General features: G+C 72.8%; 11 protein-coding genes. 7 read left to right on the plus strand and 4 right to left on the minus strand.

Features of this window, described 5'->3' with window-relative positions; all coding sequences use genetic code 11:
• The 3 genes from murJ to B1H55_RS11315 form a co-directional block, all read right to left on the minus strand.
• On the minus strand, window positions 1–1,914 hold a 1,914-nt coding region (murJ, locus tag B1H55_RS11305; protein ID WP_338071682.1), incomplete at its 3' end, for a murein biosynthesis integral membrane protein MurJ.
• Window positions 1,911–4,433, minus strand: a complete 2,523-nt coding sequence (locus B1H55_RS11310) for a DUF6049 family protein (RefSeq protein WP_073452714.1) — start codon at window positions 4,431–4,433, stop codon at window positions 1,911–1,913. The genes murJ and B1H55_RS11310, both read right to left, overlap by 4 nt.
• Entirely contained in the window at window positions 4,430–4,939 is a 510-nt protein-coding gene (locus B1H55_RS11315; protein WP_073452712.1) for an NUDIX hydrolase, read from the minus strand. The genes B1H55_RS11310 and B1H55_RS11315 overlap by 4 nt, the downstream gene beginning before the upstream one ends.
• A 188-nt stretch (window positions 4,940–5,127) precedes the next feature.
• Here B1H55_RS11315 and B1H55_RS11320 point away from each other — a divergent pair, with 188 nt between their 5' ends.
• The 5 genes from B1H55_RS11320 to B1H55_RS11340 all read left to right on the plus strand — a co-directional run bounded on the left by B1H55_RS11320 (window position 5,128) and on the right by B1H55_RS11340 (window position 9,743).
• Window positions 5,128–6,729, plus strand: coding sequence for a CCA tRNA nucleotidyltransferase (locus B1H55_RS11320; protein WP_077240804.1), 1,602 nt, complete (start codon window positions 5,128–5,130; stop codon window positions 6,727–6,729).
• A gap of 87 nt (window positions 6,730–6,816) precedes the next feature.
• The gene (locus B1H55_RS11325; protein ID WP_077240805.1) at window positions 6,817–7,329 is read left to right on the plus strand and encodes an NfeD family membrane protein; all 513 of its coding nucleotides are present in this window, start codon (window positions 6,817–6,819) and stop codon (window positions 7,327–7,329) included.
• A 69-nt stretch (window positions 7,330–7,398) separates the two neighbouring features.
• Window positions 7,399–8,808 carry an SPFH domain-containing protein gene (locus tag B1H55_RS11330; RefSeq protein WP_077240806.1) on the plus strand — a complete coding sequence of 470 codons (1,410 nt, stop codon included), beginning with the start codon at window positions 7,399–7,401 and terminating at the stop codon, window positions 8,806–8,808.
• 239 nt (window positions 8,809–9,047) lie between these two features.
• Window positions 9,048–9,332: a type II toxin-antitoxin system Phd/YefM family antitoxin gene (locus B1H55_RS11335; protein ID WP_157750293.1), complete on the plus strand. Its 285-nt coding sequence runs from the start codon at window positions 9,048–9,050 to the stop codon at window positions 9,330–9,332.
• Between the two features lie 3 nt (window positions 9,333–9,335).
• Entirely contained in the window at window positions 9,336–9,743 is a 408-nt protein-coding gene (locus B1H55_RS11340; RefSeq protein WP_077240808.1) for a type II toxin-antitoxin system VapC family toxin, read from the plus strand.
• A gap of 63 nt (window positions 9,744–9,806) precedes the next feature.
• Here the strand turns inward: B1H55_RS11340 and B1H55_RS11345 are convergent, their stop codons facing one another.
• Entirely contained in the window at window positions 9,807–10,160 is a 354-nt protein-coding gene (locus B1H55_RS11345) for an excisionase family DNA-binding protein (RefSeq protein WP_157750291.1), read from the minus strand.
• Between the two features lie 153 nt (window positions 10,161–10,313).
• On the opposite strand from B1H55_RS11345, the gene serC reads away from it, so the two are divergent.
• The gene (serC, locus tag B1H55_RS11350) at window positions 10,314–11,396 is read left to right on the plus strand and encodes a 3-phosphoserine/phosphohydroxythreonine transaminase (RefSeq protein WP_077240810.1); all 1,083 of its coding nucleotides are present in this window, start codon (window positions 10,314–10,316) and stop codon (window positions 11,394–11,396) included.
• 93 nt (window positions 11,397–11,489) lie between these two features.
• Window positions 11,490–12,387, plus strand: an 898-nt coding sequence (locus B1H55_RS11355; RefSeq protein ID WP_080461746.1) for a 3-phosphoglycerate dehydrogenase, incomplete at its 3' end; no start/stop codon positions are given.

The following is a 12,387-nucleotide window of genomic DNA, read 5'->3' on the forward strand; positions in this document are numbered from 1 at the left end:
GGGGGCCTGGGCGGGGGCGGCGGGTGCCGGGGCCGGCGCCGCCGAGGTCGGCGCGCCGCGCCGCGCCGGGGGCATCCTCAGTGAGGCGCTCAGGCGGGCGAGTGCCCGGCCGGCGCCGCCGGGGAGCATGCTCCCGGCCCTGGCCACGATTCCGGCCACCGGGTTCATGAGGATCGCGAGCTCGTCGATCCGCAGGGCCCGGGCCGCGGCGAGGTACACCAGCGTCATCACCGCCCCGACAGTCAGGACGATGAAGACTGCGTCGAGGGCGGCGGCCCCCATGAGGTGCCCGTCGGCGTCGCCCAGGAGCTCGCGCACGACGATGCCCACGATGACCGCGGGGATGACCGCGCCGATGAGCCGCAGGTGCGTGGAGATGACCCGCGGGCTGTCCAGATCGGGCAGGTGGCGGCGCATGAGCGGCACCACCACGGCCACCGCCCCGGCCTGGGCGACCGGGGACGAGATCGCCGCCCAGAGCATCCAGTGCCGGGGCTCGGCCAGGAAGTAGGTGAGGAGGCAGAACACCACGGGGATGACGCCCACGGTGATGTCGGCCCGCACGAGACGGCGGGTGTCCCCGTAGGCGAGTAGGACGCGCTGCGTGGTGAACCAGATCCCCTGGACCACGATGCCCATCGCCAGGGCCACGAGGATCGGCGCGGCCGCATGGGCCTGCGCCAGGGACACCGAGGGCACGAAGGCCTGGAGCGCGGGCGTGGCCAGGACCGCGATACCGGCGCTGGCGAGAACCGTGAAGACGGCCACCGACCGGAGCCCGAGTGAGAGGTCGTCGCGCACGCCGGCGCCGTCGCCCGCCGCGGCCTTCTCGCTCATGCGGGTGAACAGCGCCGTCACCACGGAGGTCGTCACCAGGGACTGCGGCAGGATGTAGATGAGGAGGGCGTTGTTGTACATCGTCGTCGAGGGGACGATGACGCCCTGATCGGCGACCTTCTCCGCCGCGGAGACGGCCCGCGAGCCCAGGTTCATGACGGCCCAGTCGCCCAGGGCCGCGACGATGATCCCGATGAGCGCCCAGCCGGCGATCTTCGAGGTGTCGCCCAGGCCGAGCCCCCGCACCCCGAAGATGATGCGCGGGGTGAATCCCGAGCGGCGCAGCGGCACGTAGAGGACGAGCGCCTGGACGACGATGCCCAGCGTCGTCATCCCCGCGATGAGCGTGATGCGCATGGCGTCCCACTCGGCGGGACCGCCGTCGGAGCCCGCGTAACGGCCGTAGATCGCCATGTAGGCGATGAGCGAGGCGATGGAGATGATGTTGTTGACCACGGGCGCCCACATGTAGGGCCCGAAGACGTGCCGGGCGTTGAGCACCTGCCCCCACAGGGCGTAGAGCCCGTAGAAGAAGACCTGCGGCATGCACCAGAACGCGAAGGCGTAGCCCACTGGGAGCCATCGCCCCAGACCACCGCCGTAGAGCAGGATGATGAGGGGCGCCGCCGCGGTCAGGAGGGCGGTGATGGCCAGGATGAGGGTTCCGGCGGCGGTGAGCAGGCGGTTGACGACCTCCTCACCGTTCTCCCGCCGCAGGGCGCGCACGATCTGCGGGACGAGGACGGCGTTGAGGATGCCGCCCACCAGCATGTTGTAGAGCTGGTTGGGCAGGGTGTTGGCGATGTTGAAGGCGTCGGCCGCGCCGGAGGCCGTGGCCCCCAGGGCGGCGATGAGCAGGGCGTTGCGCACGAGCCCCAGGAGGCGCGAGGCCATCGTCCCGGTCATCATCACCACTGAGGAGCGCATGATCGACGTCGGCTTGGGGGTCCTCCGCCGCGGCTCAGGGGCGGACTCGGGCGCCTGGGCCCGCCGCCCGGGTTGGGCGGGCGCGACCGGCCGGGCCCCCCGCCTGGGCGGGGGCGCCATCGGGGCGTTCTGGGCGTGGGCGGGGGTCATGCGTCTCCCTCCAGCTCGTGGGCGCCCGCGAGTGGGGCATCGGGTACGGCGCGCCTGCCGCGCCGGACGGTTCGGTAGATGCCTGCGGCCAGCAGGACCACCAGGGCGCCGGCGACGATCCTGGTGCCCCGGCCCTCCCAGTCGGCGCGCACCCGCATGCGCAGGCGCGCCGGGGTGCCCACCTCAGTGCCGTCCGAGGACAGGATCCTCACTGTGAGGCTCGCGTTTCCCGAGCCGACAGCGGTCACGGGCACGGAGGCGACGGCCTGGCCCCCGGCTGGGACCACCACGGAGACCGTCTCCTTGGTCTGGAGGCGCGGCGAGCCGGAGATGACCTCGACCACCACGGTGGAGTCCTGCTTGAGGGACGAGGACACGCGGATCGGCAGTTGCGCCTTGTCGCTGATGAGGTTGATCGTGGAGCTCGGGGCGACCTGCAAGGCGCTGACCACGGAGTCGGCGGCGGCGTCGGCGCCGGTGATGAGCGCCGTGCGGCCGGCGGCGTCGGCTCTCCAGGCCGAGGCGGACACGGAGGAGACCAATTGGGCGCGCGTGCCCATGATCGCCGTGGGGTCGTGGAGCACCGAGCTCGTGGCGCCCACGCGCTGCGCGGCGGCCTGGGCCCGGGCGAGCTCGGGATCGCTCAGCTCGGAGTCGGTGATCTGGATGGGCGGCAGCCCGGCGCGGCCGGGCTCGTCATCCTGGGAGGCCTGCCTGTCCGCGTCAGCGCTGAGATCGGCCAGGCCGGAGGGCCTGGTCCAACTGGTCTGCCTCAGCGCATCGACCCTCGCCCCCAGGACCGTGGGCGAAGTGGTCGAGGCCGTCCGGCGGTCGATGGCGACCACCGCGTCCCTGCCCAGGTTCGGGGCCTGGCGGGTGAGGATCGCCGTGAGGGCGCGCAGGTACTGGCGGGTGTCGATCTCGCTCAGCGACTGCGTGGAGGCCTGCGTCTCCAGGCTGCCCGCGACCCCCGCGCTCAGGGGGGCGTCGGGCAGGAGAATGGTGCGATCCTCGAACGAGGCGACGCCCGACGGCGTGTAGGTCAGCGGCTCGGTGACGCCCATGTCCCCCGGGGAGGCCACGACGACGCTCGCCGACTCCGGCAGGGCGGACAGCGTCTGGGCGTCCAGGGGCCCCGCGGGCCAGGCCAGGGAGGTGCTCGCGCTCGCGCCGGCCAGCAGCGAGCCGCTCGCGCGGGCGTTGGCGGTGCTCATGAGGTCCGTGGCGCCCAGATGGGTCAGGGCCGAGACATCGGCATCGCCCCAGGGCAGGACGACGACGTCGCCCTTGCCCTTCGCCCCCGATCCCGTCAGGGCCCGGTACAGGGAGCCGGCCAGCTCGGTGAGATCCTCCTCGGCCAGGTCCCGTGAGGAGGTAGGCGGCGCCGACGGCGAGGCCGTGGGGCCCGGCGAGTCGCTGGGTCCCACGGCGCTGGGCGTGGGGTCCGCCGTCGGCCCCGATTCGCCGGATCCCGCTGCCGCGGCCGCCTGGAGGCGCTCGGGGGTCATGCCGAGCGCGTCGATGAGGGCGGGGTCGATGGCCAGGACGACGCCGTCCCCTGCGAGGTCGAGCATCCCCGTCACCCGCTGGCGCAGGGCGTGGATGGAGGGCGCGGAGTCCTGCGGGGAGGCCGGGGGGACGGAGTCGGGTCCGGCGGAGGGGCTCGGCGAGCCCGTCGCGGTGGGCGCGGCACCGGCGCTCGGGTCCCCCGACGGGCTGGTCCCCGGGCTCGGCGGGGAGGCGGAGGCGGTGGGGCCGGCCGTCGGGGTGCCGGTCGCCTTGGCGGCCTTCTCAGCGGCGTCCTCGGCGGCCTGCTCCGCCTCGCGCTGCTCGGTGGTGCCCAGGTCCGCCAGGAGCGCGAGCTCGGCGGGGCTGGCGGTGACCGGGATGATGACGGTGACGCGGCTGGGATCCACGGATGCGCCGCTGTCCCACAGAGAGATCGCCCGGTCCTGGGCGAGCGCGGAGCCGTTCTGCGCGAGGGTCACCTGGATGCCGCGCGGGCCCCACTGATCGGTGTCCGCCAAGGGCAGGTCGGAGCCCTTGACGGTCACGGAGAAGCGCTGGGACGCGCCGGGGGCGACGTCGGAGCCGAGCGCGCCGTCCATCGCGGTGACGAGCGACGTGCTGCGCTCGCCGGCGAGCCAGGAGCTGAGATTCTCCGTGGAGACCTCCGTGGTCTGCTGCGCCTGGACCACGATCGAGGCCCCGGACAGATTCGTGGCCGTGCCGTTGGCAATGGTCCCGGAGATGCGCAGATCCTCCCCCGAGTGCAGGATCTCAGGGGCCATGGCGTCCACTGCGAGGGTGAGGGCGCCGTCGGTGATGGCCGGTGCCGCGGCACCGGGGGCGCTATCCGCGGGCAGGGCCTGGACGGCCGGGGCGCCTCCCTCTCCCCGGTCTGAAGGAATCCCGGGCGTGACGGGCGCGGCGAGCGCCGGCCCGGCGATCATCATGGCCGCGCTGGACAGGACGGCCGCCGCTGAGGCCAGCAGGCGCCGCGTGCGACGCAGGCTCATCCATCCCCCACGAGGATGTTGCGGGCGGCGGCAACGATCCTGCGCTCATTGGGATAGGCCAGGCGCTTGCCGACGTCGTCGAGCGACACCCAGGCGACGTCCTCGGCCTCATGATCGGGATCATTCTCCGTGGTCAGGTCCCCGCCGACGGCCTCGAGCAGGAAGTGATGAACGACCTTGTGGACCCGGTGGGCGTCGCCCGCGAACCAGTAATCGATCGTCGCCAGGTGGCGCAGCACCCGGCCCGTGATCCCCGTCTCCTCGGCGATCTCGCGGACGGCCGCCTCCTCGGCGGTCTCCGCGCCCTCCAGATGGCCCTTGGGCAGGCACCACTCCAGGCGCCCGCCGCGGTTTCGGCGGGCGATGACGGCGGCGAAGGCACGGCCCTCCTGGACATCGACGACGAGCCCGCCGGCGCTCGTCTCATCGACGACGGGCAGGCCGCGCGCACTCGAGCGGCGCGGCGAGGAGCCGGCGCGGGGCTTGCGAGCGCGGTGAGAGGGCATGGGGACACTCTAGGCTGTCCGAGCCCCTCGGTCGGCGCAGTGCGCGCCGGGGCGGGCCGGGCGCTCCTCATGCCCGCTCCGCTCCGCCGAACCCCGCGCCCCCCTGCCGCCCTTCGGCCCGCCCCTGCCCCGCCTCCCGGGACCTCCGCAGGGGGCCCGGCCGCCGGAGTCATGGCAGGCTTTCCCCGATGATGACCTCCCCAACCAGCGCCTCCCGCGCGGCCTCCTCGACGACGCCCTCGGGCTCCCGCCGCCGGGCCGAGTGCACGGCCCGTCTGACCCCCACTGCTCGCGACGCGCTCGCGGGCCTGCCGCCGTCGCTGGCCGCCCTCGGGCACGCCTTCGTGCGGGCCGGTCACGAGATCGCTCTGGTCGGGGGTCCTGTGCGCGACGCCTTCCTGGGCGTGGCTCCCCATGACCTGGACCTGACCACCTCGGCCCGCCCCGAGCAGACCGAGGAGCTGCTGAGGGCCTGGGGCGACAACTGCTGGGACGTCGGCCGGGAGTTCGGCACCATCGGGGCGCGCAAGGGGGACGTCGTCGTCGAGGTCACCACCTACCGCACCGAGGCCTACGAGGTCGGCTCGCGCAAACCCGCCGTCTCCTACGGGGACACGCTGGCGGGCGACCTCACGCGACGCGACTTCACCGTCAACGCCATGGCCCTGCGCCTGCCCGACCTGGAGCTCGTCGACCCCCACGGGGGTCTGGCGGATCTGGAGGCCGGGATCCTGCGCACCCCCGTCACCGCCACCCAGTCCTTCGACGACGACCCCCTGCGCATCATGCGGGCCGCGCGCTTCGCCGCCCAGCTCGGATTCGACGTCGAGCCCGACGTCATGAGCGCCATGGAGGAGATGGCCCATCGCCTGGAGATCGTCTCCGCCGAGCGCGTCCGCGCCGAGCTGGAGCGCCTGCTGCTCGCCCCCGCGCCCCGCCGCGGCCTGGAGCTCATGGTGCACACGGGCGTGGCCGACGTCGTCCTGCCCGAGCTGTCGGCGCTGCGCGAGACCGTCGACGAGCACAAGCGGCACAAGGACGTCTACGAGCACACTCTCGTGGTCCTCCAGCAGGCCATGGACCTGGAGACCGGGCCCGACGGGCCCGTGCCCGCCCCGGACCTCGTGCTGCGCCTGGCGGCGATCATGCACGACATCGGCAAGCCCGCCACCCGCCGATTTCTGCCCGACGGCACCGTCACCTTCCACGCCCACGACGTCATCGGGGCGCGCATGGCCAAGAAGCGCCTGACCGCCCTGCGCTTCGACAAGCAGACCATCAAGGACGTCGCCAGGCTCGTCGAGCTGCACCTGCGCTTCCACGGCTACGCCGACGCCGCGTGGTCCGACTCCGCCGTGCGCCGCTACGTCACCGATGCCGGCCCCCTCCTCACCCGCCTGCACCGCCTCACGCGCGCCGACGTCACCACCGGCAACCGCCGCAAGGCCGCCATGCTCTCCCACGCCTACGACGACCTCGAGCGGCGCATCGACGAGCTCGCCCAGGCCGAGGAGCTCGCCGCGATCCGCCCCGACCTCGACGGCGCCCAGATCATGGCCGAGCTCGGCCTACCGCCCGGGCCCATGGTCGGCAGGGCCTACCAATTCCTCATGGACCTGCGCATGGAGAAGGGACCGCTCGGCGAGGACATGGCCCGCGAGGCACTCCACGCCTGGTGGGCAGCCGTGCCCGCCGAGGAGCGCGCCCGCGCCGAGGCCGGGCGCCAGGGCAAGGGTCGGGGCAAGAGCAGGGACGGCGAGTTGGGCGAGAGCGGGGGCACGGGCTCTTGATACTGACCCCCGGGATCGCTCCTGAGCCCCGGAATGCGGGGAGTTCTCCCACTGGACGCGTCCGCCCGGCGCCGCTGGGATAAGACCATGACCCTGACGCCTCTCTTCCTGGGCCTCATCGGCTCGGGCGTCCTCCTCATGCTGCTCGTCCTCATCCTGGACGACTTCCTCGACGCGCTCTTCGACGGCGCCGCGCCCGTCATCGCCGTCGGCCTCGCCGCCGCCGGGATCACCGGCTTCATCGTCACCAGGGCCGCCAGCCTGCCCAGGTGGCCCGCCATCGGGCTCGCGCTCGCGGCCGCCCTGGTGGCGGGCGCGCTCACCCGCGCCGGCTGGAGGGCGCTGCGCCGGCGCGGCCCCCAGGTACTCGCCCCCCTGGAGGCCTCCGAGCTCGTCGCCGCCCCGGCCACCGTCCTGTGGTGGCGCGACGGCCGGGGCAAGGTGCTCATCGAGGCTCCCCGGGGCGGGCAGCACCAGCTCGTGGCCAGTGGGGATGAGGCTCTGCGGGCCGGCCAGTCGGTGACCGTCGTCGACGCCGGCCGCGATGAGCACGGCGCGATCAACGTCGTCGTCTCACGGCTCGCGCTGGCCGGCGAGTGAGCCACGGGCGGGGCATACGCATCGTCCCTGATAAAGACCGATTCCTGAATCGAGAAAGGTTCCCCATCCATGCTGAGCATTATCCTCATCGTCGTCGCGGCGATCGTGCTCGTCATCCTCATCGGCGTCTTCGCCGCCAGTCGCTTCGTCGTCATCCCGCCCAACGAGGTCGGCATGATCTCCGGAAGCGCCAAGACCGGCGACGTCAAGATCATCCTCCCCGGAGGCCGCGACTTCGTGTGGCCCATCCTCCAGACCATCCGGTACCTGCCCATGACTCAGCAGACCGTGGCGCTGGGTGTGGAGGCTGAGGACAAGAACAAGATCAAGGTGTTCGTCTCCGCCGTCGCCGCCATCAAGGTGGGCGACAACGATGCGGCGATCCGCGCCGCCGCCCAGCGCTTCATGGGCAAGGCCCACATCGAGGGCGCCATCGCCGAGGCCACCACCGAGGCCCTGGAGGGGACCCTGCGCTCCATCGTGGGCGCCATGACGGTCTCCGACCTCATCAGTGACCGCGAGGCCCTCCAGCAGCAGGTCCTCGACGGCGCCGAGACCGTCCTGGCCGGCATGGGCCTGGCCATCGACACCCTCCAGATCAACAAGATCGAGGACAACGACGGCTACATCGCCTCCCTGGGCGTGCCCGAGCGCAAGCGCGTCGAGCAGGAGGCGCGCATCGCCACCGCCAACGCCGAGGCGCTCGCCGCCGCGGCCGAGGCCACCTCCCAGGCGACGGTCGCCCAGCAGCAGCGCGACCTGGCCATCAAGAAGGCCGCCCTGAAGAAGGAGATCGATGCCGCCCAGGCCGACGCCGAGGCCGCCGGCCCCCTGGCCAAGGCCGAGAATGACCGCAAGGTCGCCGAGATTGAGCAGCGCGCCGCCCAGGCCCGCGCCGACCTGCGCGAGCGCGAGCTCGACACCGAGGTCCGCAAGCCCGCCGACGCCGACCTCTACGCCCGCACCCGCGGCGCGGAGGCGGCCAAGGCCGAGCAGATCAACGCCGCCGAGGCGGCCGCCGAGCGCAAGCGCCTCGATGCCGAGGCCCAGGCCGGTGCGACCGCGCGCCTGGCCGAGGCGGAGGCGACGGCCACGAAGGCCCGCGCCCTGGCCGAGGCCGAGGCCGTGCGCGCCGCCGGTGAGGCGGAGGCCGAGGCCTCCCGCGCCAAGGGCCTGGCAGCCGCCGAGGCCACCAAGGCTCAGGCCGAGGCCATGGAGCGCTACGGCGAGGCGGCCAAGGCCAAGCAGGTCATCGACATCCTGCCCGAGATCGCCCGCGCCCTGGCCGAGCCCATGGGCCGCATCGAAGGCATGACGGTGGTCTCCGCCGACGGCGCCGGCAAGATCACCCAGATGGCCGCCTCCGTCATCCCCCAGCTCGACGGCCTCACCCAGGCCTTCCTCGGCAAGCCCGTGAGCGAGCTGCTGGGCGCTGAGGGCGGTCAGGGCTCCAAGGAGCCGGGAGACTCCGCGCGCTGAATCCTACTGAGCACTGCTGCGTGGCGCGGGCGGCGTCGGCGAGGGCCCGCGCCGGGCTGTGCGGTGAGCCCCGCGTGCGCCCGCGCCATGTTGCCAGCCACCGACCGGCGGGCCGGGCCGAGAAGGCCCGGCCCGCCGGCGTCGTGCGGAGCGCCTGCGTCCCTCGGGGTGCTTCGCCGTGCCCGCCAGGGTTATCTAGGTCGATAGGTAGATGTTACCGTGATGCTATGGGTAGGCCGATGAACAGCAGCCGTATTGTCTCCGCCACGGAGATGAACCAGCAGGGCAGCCGGATCCTCTCCCGCGTCGCCGACGATGGGGAGAATCTGGTCGTGGTCCGCAACGGTAGGCCCGTGGCCACGATTTCGCCGTACTCCGGCCACGAGTCGCCGCGCGAGCGGCTGCGCCGCCAGGGATGGAGCCGTCAGGCGAGGCGCAGGCAGCACGTTCCTTTCGCGCCGGTGCCGATCCCCGAGGGTCAGAGCCTGGCGAGCATCATGGCGATGGTGAGCGAGGGGCGCTGATCAGTGATCTACTACGTCGATACCTCCTTCCTTCTCCTGGCTCTTCTCGACCAGGAGGGGCGGGCCGAGGCTGAGCGAGTTCTCCAGGAGGGCGCCGATGAGGAGGCGCTCGTCTCGTCGGCACTGCTGGAGGTCGAGCTCAAGCAGATCGCCTCTCGCGCCGGGCTGCCGGGACCGGCGATCGACAATGCGCTGGCGGAGGTCGAGTTGTTCAGCGTTGACATGGTGCTGCGGGAGGCGGGCATCGTCCCCGGTCCGATCAAAACCCTGGACGCGGTGCATGTCGCTACGGCGATGGCCCTGGACTCGCCGCTCGCCCCAGTGGTGGTGCTGACTCATGACAGGCGGATGGCGGCATGCGCTCGGCGATGCGGCCTCGAGGTCGTGGACGTCCCCGGTCGTTCCACTTAGTGGATAGTCCTTGATATTCCTGGTCACGATGACATCGGCACGGCCCATGACGGCGGCGTCCCGTCAGCGCTGGCGGGCCCGGCGGAGGGCATCCGCGTAGTCCGCCCCGGCGGTGTCATACAGGCCGGCCTCGGCCGCCTCACGGGTCATGGTGTCCAGGGCGTCGCCGCGCTCCTGGGCCGACTGGCGCTGGTAGTCGACGACGTCGGCGAGCCGGACCCGGCGGTGTCTGCTCGCCGTTGGGCGCTCGAAGGGGATCCGACCGGACTCCAGGAGCTTGACGAGGGTGGGGCGGCTGATGCCGAGGAAGTCCGCGGCCTCCTGGGTCGTCAGGAGCTGGTCGACGGGCGCGACAGTGATCGCCCTGCCCTGCGACATGGCGCGGACGACATCGCTGAGAACGCGGTAGGCCTCCATCGGGAGGCCGACAGTCTGGCCGTCGGGTCCCAGGAGCGCGGCCGGCTCAGCGCACCCGTCACTGAGGCTGTCCGCGCCCCGGCCGGCCCCGCCCCGCGCCCCCATCGCGGACTCATGACGCCCGCATGGCGCGCCCACGGGCATACTGGCCCCATGCGCGTCCACAACTTCTCCGCAGGCCCCGCCCAGCTCCCCCTGCCCGTGCTCGAGCGCGCCGCCGCCGAGCTCACCGACTGGCGCGGCACCGGCATGTCCGTCCTGGAGGACTCCCACCGCGGCAAGGACTTCGTCGCCTGCGCCGCCCAGACCGAGGCCGCCTTCCGCCGCGTCGCCGCCCTGCCGGACAACTACCGCGTCCTCTTCCTCGCCGGCGGCGCCACCGGCCAGTTCTCCGCCATCCCCGCCAACCTCGCCGCCCGGGGCGCCACCGCCGCCTTCATCAACACCGGCCAGTGGTCCGCCAAGGCCGCCAAGGAGGCGAAGCGCCAGGGCCTGAACGTCGTCACCATCGCCGACGAGTCCGCCTCCCACTACACCACCACCCCGGACCCGGCCTCCCTGACCGTCCCCGCCGACGCCGCGTACCTGCACTACACGCCCAACGAGACCATCGGTGGCGTCGAGTTCCCCTACATCCCCGACGCCGGTGACACCCCCCTCGTCGCCGACTTCTCCTCCACCTACCTCTCCCGGCCGGTCGACCTCTCCCGCTTCGGCGTCGTCTACGGCGGAGCCCAGAAGAACCTCGGCCCGGCGGGCCTCGCCGTCGTGCTCGTGCGCGACGACCTCCTCGACCGCGCCCGCCCGGACGTCCCCGCCATCTGGGACTGGAGGACCATGGCGGACAAGGACTCCATGCTCAACACCCCGCCCACCTTCTCCGTCTACCTCCTCGGCCTCATCCTGGAGTGGATGGAGGAGCAGGGGGGCCTGGCGGCCATCGGCGCCGCCAACGAGACCAAGGCCCGCTCCCTCTACGAGGCCATCGACGCCTCCGACTTCTACGCCAATCCCGTCGAGCCGCGCTCGCGCTCCTGGATGAACGTCCCCTTCACACTCGCCGACCCCGCCCTCGACGCCGACTTCCTCGCCGGCGCGGCACGCGCGGGCCTGGCCAACCTCAAGGGCCACCGCAGCGTCGGCGGCATGCGCGCCTCCATCTACAACGCCATGGGGGCCGACGGCGTCGCCGCCCTCATCGACTACATGACGGAGTTCGAGCGCGTCCACGGCTGAGCCCGACCGGCGGGCGCCCGTCCCGCCGGGCCGCGCCAGCCCCATCGCCGCACTCACCACCAGCGCCCCAACCAGCACCCACACAGGAGAACCATGAACGCCCCCGTGCCCCCCAAGCCCGAGCGCTTCCGCATCAAGACCCTCAACGCCATCTCCGGGGCGGGCCTGTCCCGCCTGCCCGACGAGCGCTACGAGGTCGGCGGCGGCGTCGCCGAGCCCCACGCGCTCCTCCTGCGCTCGGCCAAGCTGCACGGCACCCCCATCCCCGACTCCGTCCTGGCCGTGGCCCGCGCCGGCGCCGGCACCAACAACATCCCCGTCGCCGAGTTCACCGAGCGCGGCATCCCCGTGTTCAACACCCCCGGCGCCAACGCCAACGCCGTCAAGGAGCTCGTCCTGGCCGGCCTGTTCATCGCCTCGCGCAACCTCATCCCCGCCGCCCGCTTCGCCCACACCCTCACCGGCGACGCCGCCGAGATGGCCAAGGCCGTCGAGGCCGGCAAGAAGCAGTTCGTCGGCTTCGAGCTGCCCGGCCGCACCCTCGGCGTCATCGGCCTGGGCGCCATCGGCGTGCAGGTCGCCAACGCGGCGCTGGGCCTCGGCCTGCGCGTCATCGGCTACGACCCCGCCATCAGCGTGGAGTCCGCCTGGCACCTGAGCGCCGAGGTCGAGCGCGCCGAGAGCATCGAGGACGTCTTCAAGCGCGCCGACATCCTCACCGTCCACGTGCCCCTCCTCGACTCCACTCGCGGCCTGGTGTCCACCCAGCGCGTCGGCCTCATGAAGGAGACCGCCGTCATCCTCAACTTCGCCCGCGCCGAGATCGTCGACGAGGCCGCCGTCGTCGCCGCCCTCGACGAGGAGACCCTGGGCGGCTACGTCTGCGACTTCCCCTCCCCGGCCGTCCACAAGCACCCCCGCTGCATCTCGCTGCCGCACCTGGGCGCCTCCACGAAGGAGGCCGAGCGCAACTGCGCCATCATGGCCGCCG

Origin of the sequence: Actinomyces denticolens (genome assembly GCF_002072185.1) — a bacterium.
Classification (GTDB): domain Bacteria; phylum Actinomycetota; class Actinomycetes; order Actinomycetales; family Actinomycetaceae; genus Actinomyces; species Actinomyces denticolens.